The sequence below is a fragment of the Massilia sp. Leaf139 genome, from assembly GCF_001424165.1.
Lineage (GTDB): Bacteria > Pseudomonadota > Gammaproteobacteria > Burkholderiales > Burkholderiaceae_D > Telluria.
Genome location: NZ_LMOJ01000001.1, coordinates 1,412,038 through 1,428,061 on the forward strand (window position 1 = coordinate 1,412,038; position 16,024 = coordinate 1,428,061).

The 16,024-nt window shown below is 68.2% G+C and carries 12 protein-coding genes; 5 read left to right on the plus strand and 7 right to left on the minus strand.

Annotated elements, in window-relative coordinates; genetic code table 11:
* Positions 1-2: 2 nt before the first annotated feature.
* The 3 genes from ASF77_RS06265 to ASF77_RS06275 are packed head-to-tail and all read right to left on the minus strand — an operon-like array spanning position 3 to position 4,574.
* Complete coding sequence (locus ASF77_RS06265; protein ID WP_056335972.1) at positions 3-557, minus strand: MarR family winged helix-turn-helix transcriptional regulator; 555 nt, start codon at positions 555-557, stop codon at positions 3-5.
* 1 nt (position 558) lies between these two features.
* Positions 559-2,952 (minus strand): bifunctional salicylyl-CoA 5-hydroxylase/oxidoreductase, encoded by a 2,394-nt coding sequence (locus ASF77_RS06270; RefSeq protein WP_056335975.1) that lies wholly within the window; start codon positions 2,950-2,952, stop codon positions 559-561.
* A complete protein-coding gene (locus ASF77_RS06275; protein ID WP_056335978.1) occupies positions 2,949-4,574 on the minus strand; it encodes an AMP-binding protein in 1,626 nt (541 codons plus the stop codon). The genes ASF77_RS06270 and ASF77_RS06275 overlap by 4 nt, the downstream gene beginning before the upstream one ends.
* Positions 4,575-4,756: 182 nt before the next feature.
* Between ASF77_RS06275 and ASF77_RS06280 the strand changes: the two genes are divergently transcribed.
* Together ASF77_RS06280 and ASF77_RS06285 are read left to right on the plus strand one after the other, a co-directional pair.
* Positions 4,757-5,230, plus strand: a complete 474-nt coding sequence (locus ASF77_RS06280; RefSeq protein ID WP_056335981.1) for a hypothetical protein — start codon at positions 4,757-4,759, stop codon at positions 5,228-5,230.
* Positions 5,231-5,291: 61 nt separating this feature from the next.
* The gene (locus ASF77_RS06285) at positions 5,292-5,648 is read left to right on the plus strand and encodes a translation initiation factor Sui1 (RefSeq protein WP_056335986.1); all 357 of its coding nucleotides are present in this window, start codon (positions 5,292-5,294) and stop codon (positions 5,646-5,648) included.
* A gap of 93 nt (positions 5,649-5,741) precedes the next feature.
* Here the strand turns inward: ASF77_RS06285 and ASF77_RS06290 are convergent, their stop codons facing one another.
* Positions 5,742-5,948: a hypothetical protein gene (locus ASF77_RS06290; protein WP_056335989.1), complete on the minus strand. Its 207-nt coding sequence runs from the start codon at positions 5,946-5,948 to the stop codon at positions 5,742-5,744.
* A 145-nt stretch (positions 5,949-6,093) separates the two neighbouring features.
* Entirely contained in the window at positions 6,094-7,251 is a 1,158-nt protein-coding gene (locus ASF77_RS06295; RefSeq protein WP_082493585.1) for a DUF3616 domain-containing protein, read from the minus strand.
* A 176-nt stretch (positions 7,252-7,427) separates the two neighbouring features.
* Here ASF77_RS06295 and ppk1 point away from each other — a divergent pair, with 176 nt between their 5' ends.
* Entirely contained in the window at positions 7,428-9,557 is a 2,130-nt protein-coding gene (gene ppk1, locus ASF77_RS06300) for a polyphosphate kinase 1 (RefSeq protein ID WP_056336494.1), read from the plus strand.
* Positions 9,558-9,559: 2 nt separating this feature from the next.
* Complete coding sequence (locus tag ASF77_RS06305; protein ID WP_056335992.1) at positions 9,560-10,021, plus strand: histidine phosphatase family protein; 462 nt, start codon at positions 9,560-9,562, stop codon at positions 10,019-10,021.
* A 24-nt stretch (positions 10,022-10,045) separates the two neighbouring features.
* Here the strand turns inward: ASF77_RS06305 and ASF77_RS06310 are convergent, their stop codons facing one another.
* Positions 10,046-11,500, minus strand: a complete 1,455-nt coding sequence (locus ASF77_RS06310; protein ID WP_056335994.1) for a Ppx/GppA phosphatase family protein — start codon at positions 11,498-11,500, stop codon at positions 10,046-10,048.
* Between the two features lie 132 nt (positions 11,501-11,632).
* On the opposite strand from ASF77_RS06310, the gene ASF77_RS06315 reads away from it, so the two are divergent.
* Positions 11,633-13,141: a CYTH and CHAD domain-containing protein gene (locus ASF77_RS06315; protein ID WP_056335997.1), complete on the plus strand. Its 1,509-nt coding sequence runs from the start codon at positions 11,633-11,635 to the stop codon at positions 13,139-13,141.
* Between the two features lie 19 nt (positions 13,142-13,160).
* On the opposite strand, the gene ASF77_RS06320 is transcribed toward ASF77_RS06315, so the two are convergent.
* Entirely contained in the window at positions 13,161-15,836 is a 2,676-nt protein-coding gene (locus ASF77_RS06320; protein WP_082493587.1) for an EAL domain-containing protein, read from the minus strand.
* Between the last annotated feature and the right edge of the window lie 188 nt (positions 15,837-16,024).

Below are 16,024 nucleotides of genomic sequence, written 5' to 3' on the forward strand. Positions count from 1 at the left end.
TCCTAGTCTTGCGGTTGGTGCGGGGTTTGCCGAGATGGCGCGAGACCCCGCTTCATGGTCGAGAGCAGCGCCAGCAGCGCCGCGCGTTCCGATGCGGTTAGTCCTGCCATCAGTTCGATGATCCAGGCTTCGTGGCGCGCCGCCATGCGCTTGAAGGCGCGCCGTCCGTTGGCGGTCAGGCGGATGCGATAGGCGCGGCCGTCACCCGGCACCGCCTCGCGCGCCACCAGGTCTTCCTGCTCGAGCAGGTTGACGATGCCGGTGACGTTGGCGCTGGTGACCATCATGCGCTTCGACAGTTCGCCCATGCGCAGGCCTTCCGGATGGCGGTCGAGCTGGGCCATCAGGTCGAAGCGCGGCAGCGTGATGCCGAATTCGAGGCGCAGGCGGCTGCGGATCTCGGTCTCGATCAGCGTCGTGCAGGACAGTATGCGCAGCCACAATTTCAAGGACTGGTGGTTGTCGTCGGTGAGGCGGCTCTCGACATCGAGCGATGCTGCGGTGCCGGCATCGACGGCGCTGGCGGCAAGGGTCAGGGTAACCTGTTTGCGCGCCATCTCAGCCTTCCAGCAGCTTGGCCGCGACCTGCTGCGGGGTCAGGCCGCCGGCGGCGGCCGCCATCTGGCGCTCGCGCTCCAGGTTGCGTTCGAGCTGCAGCTTGCCTGCGTAGTACTGCTTTGGCCAGGGAACGGGTGTGTAGCCCAGTTTGGCCGCTTCGTGCAGCGTCCAGGCGGGGTCGGCCAGGTGCGGGCGCGCGATTGCGCACAGGTCGGCGCGGCCGGAGGCGACGATGCTGTTGGCGTGGTCGGCCTCGAAGATCGCGCCCACCGCGATGGTCGGAATCCCGACCTCGTTGCGGATGCGGTCGGCGAACGGGGTCTGGAACATGCGCCCGTAGACCGGTTTCTCCTTCTTGCTGACCTGCCCCGAGGAGACGTCGATCATGTCGGCGCCGGCTTCCTTGAACAGGCGCGCCACTTCCACCGCATCGTCGGGCGTGAGCCCGCCCTCGACCCAGTCGTGGGCCGACAGGCGTACGCTGATCGGTTGGTCGTCGGGCCAGACGGCGCGGATCGCATGGAAGACCTCCAGGGGATAGCGGCAGCGGTTCTCGATGCCGCCGCCGTATTCGTCCGTGCGCCCGTTCGTCAGCGGCGAAATGAAGCTGGACAGGAAGTAGCCGTGGGCGCAGTGCAGCTCGAGCCAGTCGAAGCCGGCCTTCACCGCCTCGCCGGTGGCGCGCACGAAGTCGCGCTTGATGCGTTCGAGATCGGCGCGAGTGGCTTCGCGCGCGACCTGCGACACGCCCTCCAGGTATTGCTGGGGCGAGGCCGAGACCAGGGGCCAGTTGCCCTCGTCCAGCGGCTGGTCGATGCCGTCCCAGGCGCGCCTGGTCGAACCCTTGGCGCCGGCGTGGCCGAGCTGCAGGGCGATCTTGGCGTCGCTGTTGGCGTGGACGAAGTCGACGATGCGCTTCCAGGCCGCCGTATGCTCCGGCGTGTACATGCCGGGGCAGCCGGGCGTGATGCGGGCGTCGGCCGACACGCAGGTCATTTCGGCGAACACCATCGCCGCGCCGCCCAGCGCACGCGCGCCCAGGTGCACCAGGTGGTAGTCGCCGGCGACGCCGTCCACCGCCGAATACTGCGCCATCGGCGAAACCAGGATGCGGTTCTTCAGCACCGTGCCGCGCACGCGGTAGGGCGTGAACATGGGCGGGATGCTGCCGCCGGCTACGGGCAGCGGCAGGCCTGCCTGGGCAAAGGCGCGGCCGGCGATCCAGTCCTCGAAGCGCGCCACATAGGCCGCGTCGCGCAGGCGCAGGTTCTCGTGCGAGAGGCGCTGGCTTCGGGTCAGCATCGAATAGGCGAACTGCTCGGCCTCCATCGCGGTATAGCGCTCGACGTTCTCGAACCACTCCATCGAGTTGCGCGCGGCGCTCTGAATCTTGAGCACCTCGACCGAACGCAGCTCCTGGTAGGCCGTCAGCACCGCGTCGATCCCCTCCTCGCCGTTTTGCGCAAAGCAGCGCGCCAGTTCGATCGCGTCTTCCAGCGCCAGCTTGGTGCCCGAGCCGATCGAGAAGTGCGCGGTATGGGCGGCGTCGCCCATCAGCACGACCGGCACGCGGCGGCCGTCGACCTCGTTCCAGTGCACCCATTCGCGGCAGACGATGCGCGGGAACTTGATCCACATGGCCGAGCCGCGCAGGTGGGCGGCATTGCTCATCAGGCTGTGGCCGTCCAGGTACTTTGCGAACAGCTTCTCGCAGAAAGCGATGCCCTCTTCCTGGCTCAAGCCTTCCAGGCCGGCTTTTCTCCAGACCTCTTCCGGCGTCTCGACGATGAAGGTCGAGGTGTCGCCGTCGTACTGGTAGCAGTGGGCCTGGAACCAGCCGTACTCGGTTCGTTCGAAGGCAAAAGTAAAAGCGTCGAACTTCTTCTTCGTGCCGAGCCAGACGAAGCGGCAGTGGCGGGTGTCGATCTCGGGCTGGTAGGTGGAGGCGTAACGGGTACGCACGCGGCTGTTGAGGCCATCGCAGGCGATCACCAGGTCGGCGCCGTAGCGGCGGGCGATGTCCTGGTCGTCCGCGACGTCGGTCTCGAACACGAGGCGCACGCCGAGCTCCTCGCAGCGTGCCTGAAGGATGTTCAGGAGGCGCTTGCGGCCGATGCCGCAGAAGCCGTGCCCGCCCGAGGTCACCGTCTGCCCCTTGAAGTGGACGTCGATGTCGTCCCAGTGGTTGAACGATTGCAGGATGGTGCGCGCGGTCTGTTCGTCCGCCGCCACCAGGTTGCCCAAGGTCTGGTCGGAAAAGACCACGCCCCAGCCGAAGGTGTCGTAGGCGCGGTTGCGCTCGATGACCGTGATCTCGTGCGCGGGATCCTGTTTCTTCATCAGCAGGCCGAAGTAGAGGCCGGCCGGGCCGCCGCCGATGCAAACGATGTTCATGAGGTCTCCACGATCTGCCGCGCTTCCTGGCGCAGCTTGAAGCGCTGCAGCTTGCCGGTCTCGGTGCGCGGCAGCGCGCTGCGAAACGCGATGCGGCGCGGGTATTTGTAGGGGGCGATGGTCTGCTTCACGTAATCCTGCAGGGTTTTCGTCATCCCGGGCCCGGCTTCATGGCCGGGCCGCAGCACAACATAGGCCAGCACCAGCTGGCCGCGCTCCGGATCGGGGGCGCCGACGACACCGCATTCGGCCACCGCCGGATGCTGCAGCAGCGCGTCCTCGACCTCCGGCCCGGCGATGTTGTAGCCGGCGGAGATGATCATGTCGTCGAGGCGCGCCTGGTACCAGTAATAACCGTCGTCGTCCATGCGGTAGGCGTCGCCGGTCAGCGTCCAGCCATTGCAGACGGCGTCGAGCTGGCGCGGGTCGGCCAGGTAGCGGCAGCCGGTCGGGCCCTTCACCGCAAGCCGGCCGACCACGTTGGCGCCGAGCGGATGGCCGTCGTCATCGAGGATGCAGGCGCGGTAGCCGGGAATCGGGCGGCCGGTGGCGCCGGGGCGGATGGCGTCGCCGGCGGCGGAGATAAAGATGTGCAGCATTTCGGTCGAGCCGATGCCGTCGATCATGGCCAGGCCGGTGGCCTCCTGCCAGGCCTGGCGCGTCTGCAGCGGCAGCGCCTCGCCGGCCGAGACGGTGCGGGTCAGGCTGGACAGGTCGTGGTTGGCGGCCAGCGGCGTCATCTGCCGGTAAAAGGTGGGCGCGGTGAAGCAGACGGTGGCGCGGTACTGGGCGATCGCGGCCAGCAGCGCATCGGGCGTGAGTTTTTCCAGCAGCACGGTCGAGGCGCCGACGCGCAGCGGGAACAGCAGCAGGCCGCCCAGGCCGAAGGTAAAGGCCAGCGGCGGCGTGCCGACGAAGACGTCGTTTTCGGTCGCGCCCAGGGTCGAGCGCGGGAAGCAGTCGCAGATGGCCAGCACGTCGCGGTGGAAGTGCATGGTGCCCTTGGGGCGGCCGGTGGTGCCGGAGGTGAAGCTCAGGAGGCAGACGTCTTCGGCGGCGGTGTCGACGGCCTCGAAGCGCGCCGGCATGGCGGCAAGCTGCGCGTCGAAAGCGCCTTCGTTAAAGGAGAGCACGCGCGGCGGCGCGTCCAGAGCGTCGCAGGCCAGGTCGAGTTCTTCGCGCAGGTCGGCCGCACAGAGCACCGCGTCCACCCGGGCCAGCTCCATGATCGTGCCCAGCTCTTTCGCGCGCAGCAGCGGCATGGTCGGCACCGCGACATAGCCCGCTTTCCACACGGCCAGTACGCAGGCCGCCATCATCGGGTTGTTGGCGCCGCGCAGCAGCACGCGGTTGCCGGGCACCAGCTGCAGTTCCGCCTTCAAGAGGCCTGCAATACGGTCGACCTTTTCCGATAGTTCCGCATACGTCCATGTGACGGCCGCGCCGCGGATCGCGACCGAGGCGCCCTGGCCGTGCGCCACCATCGCGTCGAGCAGTTCGGCCGCACAGTTGAGGCGTTCGGGGTAGTGGAGCGCGTCGAGCTCGAAGATCAGCTCGGGCCACTGCTCACGCGGCGGCAGGTTATCGTTCGCAAAGGTGTCCAGGTACGCGGTTCCGTTCATGGGGTCTCCGGGCAGTACAGGGAATGCGGATGGCGTAGGGGCGGTCGCCGTGTCAGGTAGTGAACATACTTTAAGCCTAAACTAGTTCGGGACGCAAGCGTTTGGTGGACGTTCAACTGCGCGCCACGGCTGTGAGCGATCTCTACAATGGAAAGGCCATTCACTGCATCGGAACGAATACCATGACCCTGCGCAACCTCCTCCCTTCCATCCTGATCGGCGCCGTCGCCAGCGCCCGCTCGATGACGCCCATGGCCACCATCGCGGCCGCGCGCCTCGCGCACCGCGAGACCTCGGGCGAGCTCTTCCTGCTCGACCGCCCGACCTTCAAATACGGCGCGCTAGCGATGGGCGTCGGCGAACTCCTGGGCGACAAGATGAAGAGCGCGCCCGACCGCACGGTCTTCCTCGGCCTGCTGGCGCGCGTGATGAGCGCGGGGATCGCCGGCGCGGCCCTGGCGCCGGAGGGCCGCGAACGGGACGGCGCGGTGGCGGCGGTGGCCACAGCGGTGCCGCTGGCGTATCTCACGCTGGCCGGGCGCAAGCAGGCGATGGCGCGGATCGGGCAGACGCGCAGCGGCTTGATCGAAGATGCGCTGGTGGTGAGTGCGGGCGCCTTGATCGTGGCGCTGGCGACTAGCCGAGGCGGCGACTAGGCGGGGCCGTACGGGGGCTGCTACACTTCCCCGTTTCAGATCCAATGCTCCTGCACCAACCATGAAAAGCAGCGCTAAAGGCGGCCTCGTCTACTCCACCGAACACGGCCGCATGTGCCCGGGCTGCGGCCAGCCCCTCGCCGCGTGTACCTGCAAGGCCGACGCCGCTCCCAAGGGCGACGGCGTGGTACGCGTCTCGCGCCAGACCAAGGGACGGGGCGGCAAGTGCGTGACGGTGGTCAAGGGCCTGGCGCTGGGCGCCGCCGCGCTGGCCGCGCTGGGCAAGCAGCTGCGTACGGCCTGCGGCTCGGGCGGCACCGTGAAAGATGGCGTGATCGAGATCCAGGGCGACCATTGCGACCTGGTGATGGCGGCGCTGGCGCAACAGGGGCATCGACCGCAGCGGGCCGGCAGCTGAAGAAGGCAGGATTCGCAGGCTGAACTCATGCAGCCATCTCATCAATCAGGCCTTATTCAGTACTACTGTACATGAACCGCCGGCCCCATCGGCTTAGTCGATGGCACGTCGCCCGCAGCTGGTCAATACGCGGCAGATGACCGCCGCATCGACGTCGCGGCTTTTCAGGTACTCGACGGCGCTGACGGTGCTGGCGCTGCGCTGCACCTTGAGGGCGCGCTCGACGGTGCACGCATCGTAGCGGACGCCTCCGTGGCTGGTATGCGAGGCGCGGCGGCGCTCGTTAAATGGTGCATCCATGGTGGTATCCCGCTTGGTAAGGTTTGGAAAGCATGACGCAGCCTGCACCGGCAGCATGACAGCTTGATGACGCACGCTGCGTACAAGTTCCTCCGACAAGATCCTTTAACGAGCGGGCACAGGCAACATGCGCCCGGTCTGCCGCTCAGTCGGCCTTGTTTTTCTTGCGTCGCGGCAAGGCAAACACGTCGGCCAGCACCGTGCTCTCGCCGATCTGACGTCCCGGCGAAGCGGAATCGTAGACGACCAGCAACTCGTCGCCGGCGCCGAGCTTGTCATCGAACAGCGTGATCCCTTCGGGATGGTCGACGCCCGCGCCGTAGGGCAGGTCGACCAGGTGTTCGAGCTGGCCCGCCGGCACCACCGCATCCCTGCCCGCCAGCACGCCGCCGGCCCAGCGGTACAGGCGCACCGGCCCGTCCAGATCCATGGTCGGCCCGGCGAGGATGAGCAAGTCGTCGCCCTGTACGCACAGGTCGCGGATACCGAGTCCGCCGAGGTCGAGGAAATGCTTGCGCAGCAGCGCCCCTTCGTCGTCCACCGGCCCCAGGCGCAGCCAACCCGCCTCGGCATCCTCGACCGGCGCGATGGCGATGATTGCCGCCCAGCCGCGCAGCACGGGCCCGCGCAGTCCCAGCAGCAACTGTTTGGCGGCCACCGCGATGCCTTCGATGTCGAAGCCGTTGTCCTTGCCGGGGATGGCGAGGAAGGGCCCGAAATGCGGGTCGTCCGCGAGCAGCGCGGTCAGCTCGTTGCCGTGTTCGTCGCCGCGCAGCATGGCCGCCGTGCGTTTCCGGTCCTTGCGCCCCGCCTCCCTGGCCAGCGTGTATTCGCCGGGCGCGCCCTCCTGTTCGGCGATGGGGATGCGTCCGATCAGGTAGCGGTTGCCGTCCTTGCTGACCGAGCAGAGGCGCTTGTGGGCCTTTTTCGTGCCGTCGTCCGCGCGCGGCTGCTTGCGGCGTAGGCTGTGCGAACCCGTCAGCCACAGGTACTTGCCGTCGCAGGCAAGGCCCTCGATGTCGGCCTCGTTGATGTCGTCCGCCGTCTCGCCGTGGGCCGGCAGCGGCAGCCGCAGGAAGTCATGCAGCGCAAACTGCCGGTGGTCGCGCGTGAAGCTGCTGCGGCCGGTGCTGTCTTTCTCTTCCAGGGTCAGGCGCTCCAGGCTGACCGTTTCGTCGTTCGCGAGCCAGAGCGTGCGTCCCATGCGCAGCACGACGGACAGGCCGTCGCGCAGCTCCTTCTGCGGCGTCAGGTTGTCGTGCTCGGGATGGAACTGGAGCAGAACGATATTCGTCGGGTGCATGCATTCTCCTCGGTTGTCGCTCGCAGCATACCGCCATTGCTGACCTCATGCGCGCCCGAATCGGTGCCGGTGGTAGGCTCACGGAGCAGCCGCCGCCGCGGGAGCGGGGCCGCATGTAACGTGCCTGTCATATTCGACAACCATACTGCTCTTTTCGCATGACTCCGCGCCGCAAAATGGACAAGAAGGTGAAACACGACGAGGCGCCCCCGGCGCCCGTGCTCGATCGCGCCGCCCAGTTTCTGAACCGCGAACTCTCCCTGCTGGAATTCAACCGCCGCGTCCTGGCCCAGGCCGAGGACGAAGCGCTGCCGCTGCTGGAAAGGCTGCGCTTCCTGTGCATCGTCAGCACCAATCTCGACGAATTCTTTGAAGTGCGGGTGGCCAGCCTGCTGGCCCAGCACACGATCGAGCGCAGCATGGACGGCATGCCGCACTCGCTCGCGGCCACGCTGGCCCGCGCCAGCGAGGAATGCCGGCGCCTGATCGCGCGCCAGTATGCGCTGCTGAACCACGAGATCCTGCCGCGCCTGTCGGACAACGGCATCCACATGCTGCGCCGCGGCGACCGCAACCCGGCCCAGCGCGCCTGGGTCAAGCAGTATTTCGACAAGGAGGTGCGGCCCCTGCTCACCCCGGTCGGACTCGATCCGGCCCACCCCTTCCCGCGCGTGATCAACAAGAGCCTGAACTTCATCGTCGAGCTCTCCGGCAAGGACGCCTTCGGGCGCGGCACTGCGATCGCCATCATGAAGGCGCCGCGCGTGTTGCCGCGCGTGATCCGCCTGCCCGACGAACTGTCGGAGCGGCCCGGCGCCTCCTACTGCCTGCTGTCTTCCGTGATCCAGGCCCACTTGCCCGACCTGTTCACCGGGCGCGAAGTGATCGCCTATTCGCAGTTCCGGGTCACCCGCAACAGCGACCTCTGGGTCGACGAGGAGGAGGTGAAAAACCTGCGCCAGGCCCTGCAAAGCGAGCTGCACACCCGACAGTACGGCTTCGCGGTGCGCCTCGAAGTGGGGCGAGGCTGTCCGGCCCACCTGTCGAACTTCCTGCGCGATCAGTTCTGCATCGACGACAGCCGCGTGTTCGCCGTCGACGGCCCGGTCAACATGGGGCGCCTGCTCGAAATCGTCAACAGCCACGCGCGCCCGGAACTGAAGTTCGCGCCCTTCACGCCGGGCTTTCCGGCCAAGCTCAATCCGCACGACATCTTCGGCACCCTGGCGCGCCAGGACGTGCTGCTGCACCATCCTTTCCAGTCCTTCCAGCCGGTGGTCGACTTCATCCAGTCCGCCGCGACCGATCCGGCGGTGGTGGCGATCAAGCAGACCATCTACCGCGCGGGCATGAATTCGGAGCTGATGGAAGCGCTGATCAGCGCTGCCCAGCGCGGCAAGGAAGTTACGGTCATCGTCGAACTGATGGCGCGCTTCGACGAGGAAGCCAACATCAACTGGGCCGAGCGCCTGGAGGAAGCCGGCGCCCAGGTGGTGTACGGCGTGGTCGGCCTGAAAACCCACGCCAAGATGGCGCTGGTGCTGCGGCGCGAGGCGGCGGGCCTGCGCCCCTACGCCCACCTCGGCACCGGCAACTACAATCCCACCACGGCGCGCTTCTATTCCGACTTCGGCCTGCTCACGGCCGATGCCGGCATCACCGCCGACGTCAACGAGGTCTTCATCCACCTCACCAGCATGACCAAGCCCAAGCAGCTCGACTGCATGTGGCTGGCGCCCTTCACGCTGCAGAAGGAAATGGTGCGCGCGATCCGCCAGGAAGCGGCGATCGCGCGCGAAGGCAAACCGGGGCGCATCATCGCCAAGATGAATTCGCTGACCGACGAAACCGTGATCCGCGCGCTCTACGACGCCTCCGGCGACGGCGTGAAGATCGACCTGATCGTGCGCGGCGCCTGCTCGCTGCGACCGGGCGTGCCCGGGCTGTCGGCCAACATCCGGGTGCGCTCGATCGTCGGTCGCTTCCTCGAGCACACGCGGGTCTTCTACTTCCGCAACAACTTGAAGCACGACGTCTACCTGAGCAGCGCCGACTGGATGAACCGCAACCTGATGCGCCGCATCGAGGTGGCCTTCCCGGTCACTTCGCCGGGACTGAAGAAACGCCTGCTGCGCGAAGGCCTGCAACCCTACCTGAAGGACAACACCAGCGCCTGGGAGCTGGGCAGCGACGGCCAGTACCGGCGCCGCAAGCCGCGCTCGGGCCAGAAGCCCTGCAATGCCCAGGAGCTGCTGATGACGATGCTCGGCGCCGGCGCCCACGGCGACCCGGCGAAAGGAGAATAGACATGGATCTGATCCTGTGGCGCCACGCCGAAGCGCAGGACGGCGAACCCGACGCCAAGCGCGCCCTCACCTCGAAGGGCAAGCGCCATGCGGCGCGCGTGGGCGCCTGGCTCGACCATCAATTGCCGGAGCAGTGCCGGGTGCTGGTCAGCCCCGCCGTTCGCTGTCTGCAGACCGCGGACGGGCTGGGTCGCCGGTACACCATCCACGAGGCCCTGAACACGGATTCCACGGCCGAGCGCATGCTGGAAGCCTGCGGCTGGCCGAACCACCGTTTTCCCGCCCTCCTCATCGGGCACCAGCCGCTGCTGGGCGAGCTGGCGTCCCTGATCCTGGCCGGCACGGCGCAGCCCTGGAAGATCCGCAAGGCCGGCGTCTTCTGGATCAAGGGCTCGGACGCCGAGGACAGCGTGCCCTTTATCCGCCTGGCGGTCGGCCCGGAACTGATCGGCAAGCTGCGCTGACGCGCTTGCCGCCGGGGACTTAGCTCAGGCTTCCCTGAACTGGAAGTTATGGCCGGCGTCTTCCCAGGCGGTGCATTCGCGTTCGAGCCAGAAGCGCATGGTCGGGTGGGTCTTTAGCCAGCCGGGCGCCAGCTCGACCTCGATGCGGCTCTTCATGCGCACCCGGAAGCCGTCGAGATCCTCGTCCACGCGCGCGTGCATGCAGGCCACGGCCAGGCGCAGGGCCAGCACCATGCGCGCCAGCGCCGGTTCGCCCAGGGCCTCGCGGATCTTGCGCAGGTTGCCTTTGTGGCCGAGCACCAGGGTCGCCATCAAGCGCTGCTCGCGGGTGGTGAAACCCGGCAGGTCGACGTGTTCGACCAGGTAGGCGCCGTGCTTGTGGGCGCCCGTGTGCGACACCGCCAGCCCGATCTCGTGCAGCATGCAGGCCCAGCCCAGGTAGTGGCGGCAGCTCTCGTCGGCCGCGCCCAGCTGGCCGTAGAGGCGCATCGCGATCGTCGCGGTGCGCCCCGCCCGTGCCGGGTCGACGCCGAAGCGCTCCATGCAGGCTACGATCGCGAGCTCGCGGCGGTCGTGCTGGCGCGAACGCAGCTCCAGATCCGACAGCGCTCCCAGGCGCAGGCCGGCGTTGATCGCCAGCACGCGCTCGATGCCGAATTCCTGCAGCACTCCCATCAGGATGCTGACGCCGCCCAGCACGGCGACCACACGTTCGCGCTTCAGGCCCGGCAAATCGACCTGGTCGACGTGGCCGCAGGCGACCAGCGCATCGCGCAACGCGCCCAGGCCGGCCAGCGAGAGCGTGCCGTCGCCCAGCCCGCCGCGCGCGATCGCCTCGGCCATCGCGCGCATCGTGCCGGAGGAGCCGTAGACGGCGCTCCAGCCGCGCGCGCGGTAGGCGGCGGCCGCATCCTCGAAGGTGGCGCGCGCCATCGTGGTGGCGGCCTCGAAGCGGGCGTGGCCGATGCGGCCGTCGGCGAAGAAGCCCGAGGCCTGGGGCTGGGTGCCGATGCTGAAGGATTCGACCAACGCGATGCTGTCGCCGGTGCCCGCGACCACTTCGGTCGAGCCGCCGCCGATGTCGATCACGAGGCGCTGCTGGCCGGGGTCGGCCAGGGCACGGGCCACGCCCATGTAGACCAGCCGGCCTTCTTCTTCCCCGGAGATGACTTCGATGGGGTAGCCGATCGCCTTTTCGGCCAGCGGCAGGAACTCGGGCGCATTGCGCGCCACGCGCAGCGTGTTGGTGCCGACCACGCGCACGCCGTCGAGGCGGAACTCCTGCAGGATCTGGGCGAAGCCGGACAGGCTGGCGAGCGCGGTGGCGATCGCGTCGGCCGTCAGGTTGCCGTCCGGGCCCAGACCGGCGGCCAGGCGCACCGGGTCGCGCGCGGTGCGCACGATGCGGATGTCGCCGTCGACGGGTTCGCCGACGTGCAGGCGAAAACTGTTCGAACCGAGATCTACTGCTGCGAACATGGGTGATTCTTTCGTAAACGTGGTTGCCGAAGTATACAGGCGCGGGCGCGACAGCGGCGGCACGGATGGGGTAGGATGAAAGACTGCCATTCTATGCATCGCTTACGACGTAACCGGCCAAAAAGGATCGCCATGGAAACCGAACTGAAACTGCAGGTGCCGCCCGCCCAGCTCGAGCGCATGCGCCAGCATCCGGTGCTCGCCGAACATGCCGCCGCGGGCCCGCAGGAACACCAGCTGACCGACACTTATTACGACACCGCCGGGCACGCGCTCTGGAAGCAGGGCCTCACGCTGCGCGTGCGCGAAAGCGCCGGCGCCTGGATCCAGACCGTCAAGACGGCGGCCGCCAGCTCGCCCGGCCTGCATGAACGGGGCGAATGGGAATGCGCCTTGCCGGATGCTACGCCACAACCGGTACTGCTGGCGCGCCAGATCAAACAGGCCGCGCTGTCCGAAGCGCTGGCGCGCGCCGAGGCCGAGCAGCTGCTGCCGATCTTCCGCAACGTGACGCGCCGCACCACCTGGTCGCTGCGCTGGCCAGACGGCGACGAGGTCGAGTGCGCGCTCGACGCCGGGCGCATCGAGTCCGGCGTCCACAACACGGAAATCGCCGAGCTGGAGCTGGAAATCAAGCACGGCTCCGCGAACCACCTGTTCGAACTGGCGCTGGCCCTGCACGCCGACATCCCGCTGCGGATGTCGAACGACAGCAAGGCCGCGCGCGGCTTCGCGATGCTGAAACCGGCGCCGAGCGGCGCGGTCAAGGCGCAGGCCGTCAAGCTGGGCCGGCGCGCCACGCTCGAGGATGCCTTCCAGCTGATCGGCCTGAACTGCCTGCGCCAGATGGAGGCCAACGTGCCGGGCGTCCTGCAGCAGGACGTGGAAAGCCTGCACCAGATGCGCGTCGGGCTGCGCCGCCTGCGCGCCCTGGTCGACATGTTCGAACCCTTGATTCCGCCGCCCGCCGAGATCGCCGAGGGGCTGGACTGGCTGGCCGGGGCGCTCGGCGCCACGCGCGACTGGGACGTGCTGGCCGATTCCACGCTGGATCAGGTGCACGGCATCGATCCCTCGCCGCTGCGCCAGGCGGCGCGCGCGCGGGCCGACAAGCTGCACAAGGAACTGCTGCAGATGATCGGTTCGTCGCGCTTCACCCAGGTACTGCTGAGCGTGAACGGCTGGCTGCATGCGCGCCAGTGGCGCGACGCGGGCAAGCTGCCCAAGCATTCGCCGCTGGCCGAGCGCGCAAGGGAGGCTTGCCTGCCCCTGCTGCGCAAGGCGGAAAAGCGCCTGAGCCGGCGCATCGCCGCTTTCGACGGCAAGGAACCGCAGCATCGCCACCGCATCCGCATCGCGGCGAAGAAGGCGCGCTACGGCGCCGAGTTCTTCCGCGACCTGTTGCCGGGCAAGGAGGTCAAGCGCTACGTGGCGCGGCTGTCGCAGCTGCAGGATCGCCTCGGCCTGCTCAACGATTTCGCCGTGGCCGAGCACCTGCTGCCGGAACTTCAAAAGGGTAACGGCGAAGTGGCGCGCCAGGCGGCCTATGCGCGCGGCTTCCTCGCCGCCGCCTCGGAGGCCGACGACGGCGAACTGGCTGCTTCCTTGAAGGCGGTGGCGAAGCTGCGCCTGCCGCGGTGAAGCCATTTCGGCCTCGGCGTCAGGCGCAGGCGCGCCCTGTCGGCGCCAGGAAGCGCGTCTCGAATTCGTGCGGCGGCAGCGGCCGGGCGATGTAATAGCCCTGCACCTCGTCGCAGCCGAGTTCCTGCAGGATGCGCAGCTGCGCGGCCGTTTCGACGCCCTCGGCCACGACCGTCATGCGCAACGCGTGCGCCATCGAGACGATGGCCTGGAAGAAAACCCGTCCCTCACCCTGTTCTAGTTCGTTGGTGAAGGCGCGGTCGACCTTGAGCACATCCATCTTCAGGGTGCGCAGCTGCGACAGCGAGGAATAGCCGGTGCCGAAGTCGTCCAGGTGCAGCTTGATCCCGAGCGCGCGCAGCTGGGCCAGTTCGGCCAGTACCTCGGCCTGCTCGCCCATCATGGCCGATTCCGTGATCTCGACTTCCACCAGCGCCGCCGGCAGGCCGTGGCGCCGCAGCGCCGCCTCGAACTGGCGCACGACGGTGCCGCGCCCGAACTGCTTCGGTGAGACGTTGATCGACACCGGCACCGGGCATAATCCGTCGGCGCGCCAGGCCGCGAGCTGGGCGCAGGCCTTCTCGATCACGAGCGCGCCGATCGGCAGGATCAGACCGCTCGACTCGGCCAGCGGGATGAAGTCGCCCGGCGGCACCATCCCGGACTCGGGGAGCTGCCAGCGCAGCAGCGCCTCCATGCTCAGCAGCTGGCCCGAGACGGGGTCGACCCGCGGCTGGTAGTGCAGCAGGAACTGGTCGAGTTCGATCGCCCGTGCCAGCTGGCCCTTGAGCCGGGCGCGCTGTGTGATCTGCCCCGACAGGAACTGGTCGAAGAAGCGGTACTGTCCCTTGCCCTCTTCCTTGGCCGCGTACATCGCGATGTCGGCATTGCGGATCAGGGTGCCGGCGTCCGTTCCGTCGCGCGGGAACAGGCTGATGCCAACCGAGGCGCCGACCGCCGCCTGGAGCTCGCCGTCGAGGGTAAACGGGGCGGCGAAGGCGGCGACGATACGCGCGGCCACCGCCGCCACATCGGCCTGGGCCAGCCGGATCTCGCCTGCCGCGGGACGCAGCAGCACGACGAACTCATCCCCGCCGAAGCGTACCACCTGGTCGGCCGGGCGCAGCAAGGCGCCCAGGCGGCGCGCGGCCGCGGCCAGCAGCTGGTCGCCAACCGCGTGGCCGTGGGAGTCGTTGACCTGCTTGAACTCGTCGAGGTCGATGAACAGCAGGGCCAGGCCCTCGGGTTCGGACGGCGCATCACCCAGCAGCGTCGGAATGAAGTTCAGCAGCCAGCTGCGGTTGCGCAGGCCAGTGAGCGCGTCCTCGTTGGCCAGCCGCTCCAGATCCGTCTCGTGCCGTTTGCGCTCGCTGATGTCCTGCAGGGTCACGGCCAGGCCGTCGCCGACGCGCACCAGGCGCCGGCGGCCCCAGGCGATCGTCAGCCGGTCATCCTGGGGCATGCGCCGGTCTTCCTCGTAAAAGCCGTTCGCCATCGCCAGCCGGTAGGTTGCGATCACTTCGGCGCCCGTGATGCCGCGGTCGATGGTCGATACCGCCCGTCCCACCAGGTCGGCGCGGCGCATGCCGTAGAAGGCGGCGCCGCGCTCGTTGCAGTCGACGATGCGGAAGTCGACGATCTGGCCCTTGCGGTCGCGCAGCGGCGCGGCCATGTAAAAGCCGTCATTCGCGCTCTCGGTCGCGGTGCGGTAAGCCAGCCGCACCGCTTCGTGTTCGCGCTCGCGTGCCGCCGCGCGCAGCGACAGGAAGCTGGCCAGCGCTGCGAGCATCAGCAAGCCGATGCTGGCGGCCAGGCTGCGGTCGCGGCTCGCTTCCCAGTTTTCCAGGGCGGCAGCGCTGCCCTCGTGGCGCGACAGCGCAGCAACGGCCACCACCGGATATACCGGCGAATCGCGCCAGCCGAGCGCCCGCGCGACGCCGTCGCGGAAGCCCTCGGCGCCGACCAGGCGCGGCCCGCCGTCCAGGTTACCGACCAAGGCCGGGTGCAGGATGCTGCCGTTGCCGGCGCGCGCGGCGCCGCTCTGCTCGATCCAAAACCTGCCGCCGTCGCCGGCCAGCGCCAGCAGACCGTCGCGGCCCAGCGTCGATGCGCCGACAAACGACGTGAAGTAGCTGCCGTCGACAGCCATGACGACGATGCCGTCGAACTCGTCGTCGGCGCGATCGAGGCGGCGCGTGAACAGCACCGGCTGGCGCCCGCTCTCGAAGCCGGCCGGGGCGAGATCGATGCGCAAGGCCGTGGAATTGTTGTTCTGGTGCTGCAGGAAGAAAGGGGACTGCGCCACCGAGGGCGGCATCCCGCCTTCCTTGGTCGAGGAGCGCACTGTGCCGTCGGCGCCGACGATGCTCACGGACAGCAGCGCGTGATCGGTGAACATGCCGTCGCTGCGCATGTCCTCGACCAGGGTCGGGTTGCGTGAATGTTCCCAGCCGTACTTGAGCTGCATGGTGATCTGATCCATCTGCGCGAACGACCGGGTCACGTATTGCTCGTAGGCCTGGGCGTAGGTGTCGACTTCCTTCAATACCAGGGCTTCGGCGCGCTCGGACTCGGACTCCGCGCGCGACAGGGTCACGGCCCAGAGCGCAAGACAGCACAAGGCGGCAAGGACGGGCCAGAGGATGGCGAGAAACCGGTTGGTACGGGAAAGCGAGGATGAAGCGGGTTTGATCATGCACGTCACGCGTCGCGACGACGCCAGGTTTTCCGGCAGCGAAGCTTCGCTTGCGGTCGCCGGGTGGAGGAACCGGGAGCATAGCGGCTGAGTATGACAACTTAATGAATTTCGGAAACTGTCGGCATTTGCGGCCACGCCGGCCGCGACCGAACGCGGGCACCGCGCCACCTCTTCTCTTACCTTCT

What these genes read in the sequence shown, in the direction of transcription:
- ASF77_RS06265 (WP_056335972.1), bottom strand. Translation starts at nt 557, where the DNA reads ATGGCGCGCAAACAGGTTACCCTGACCCTTGCCGCCAGCGCCGTCGAT.
- ASF77_RS06270 (WP_056335975.1), bottom strand. Translation starts at nt 2,952, where the DNA reads ATGAACATCGTTTGCATCGGCGGCGGCCCGGCCGGCCTCTACTTCGGC.
- ASF77_RS06275 (WP_056335978.1), bottom strand. Translation starts at nt 4,574, where the DNA reads ATGAACGGAACCGCGTACCTGGACACCTTTGCGAACGATAACCTGCCG.
- ASF77_RS06280 (WP_056335981.1), top strand. Translation starts at nt 4,757, where the DNA reads ATGACCCTGCGCAACCTCCTCCCTTCCATCCTGATCGGCGCCGTCGCC.
- ASF77_RS06285 (WP_056335986.1), top strand. Translation starts at nt 5,292, where the DNA reads ATGAAAAGCAGCGCTAAAGGCGGCCTCGTCTACTCCACCGAACACGGC.
- ASF77_RS06290 (WP_056335989.1), bottom strand. Translation starts at nt 5,948, where the DNA reads ATGGATGCACCATTTAACGAGCGCCGCCGCGCCTCGCATACCAGCCAC.
- ASF77_RS06295 (WP_082493585.1), bottom strand. Translation starts at nt 7,251, where the DNA reads ATGCACCCGACGAATATCGTTCTGCTCCAGTTCCATCCCGAGCACGAC.
- ppk1 (WP_056336494.1), top strand. Translation starts at nt 7,428, where the DNA reads ATGGACAAGAAGGTGAAACACGACGAGGCGCCCCCGGCGCCCGTGCTC.
- ASF77_RS06305 (WP_056335992.1), top strand. Translation starts at nt 9,560, where the DNA reads ATGGATCTGATCCTGTGGCGCCACGCCGAAGCGCAGGACGGCGAACCC.
- ASF77_RS06310 (WP_056335994.1), bottom strand. Translation starts at nt 11,500, where the DNA reads ATGTTCGCAGCAGTAGATCTCGGTTCGAACAGTTTTCGCCTGCACGTC.
- ASF77_RS06315 (WP_056335997.1), top strand. Translation starts at nt 11,633, where the DNA reads ATGGAAACCGAACTGAAACTGCAGGTGCCGCCCGCCCAGCTCGAGCGC.
- ASF77_RS06320 (WP_082493587.1), bottom strand. Translation starts at nt 15,836, where the DNA reads ATGATCAAACCCGCTTCATCCTCGCTTTCCCGTACCAACCGGTTTCTC.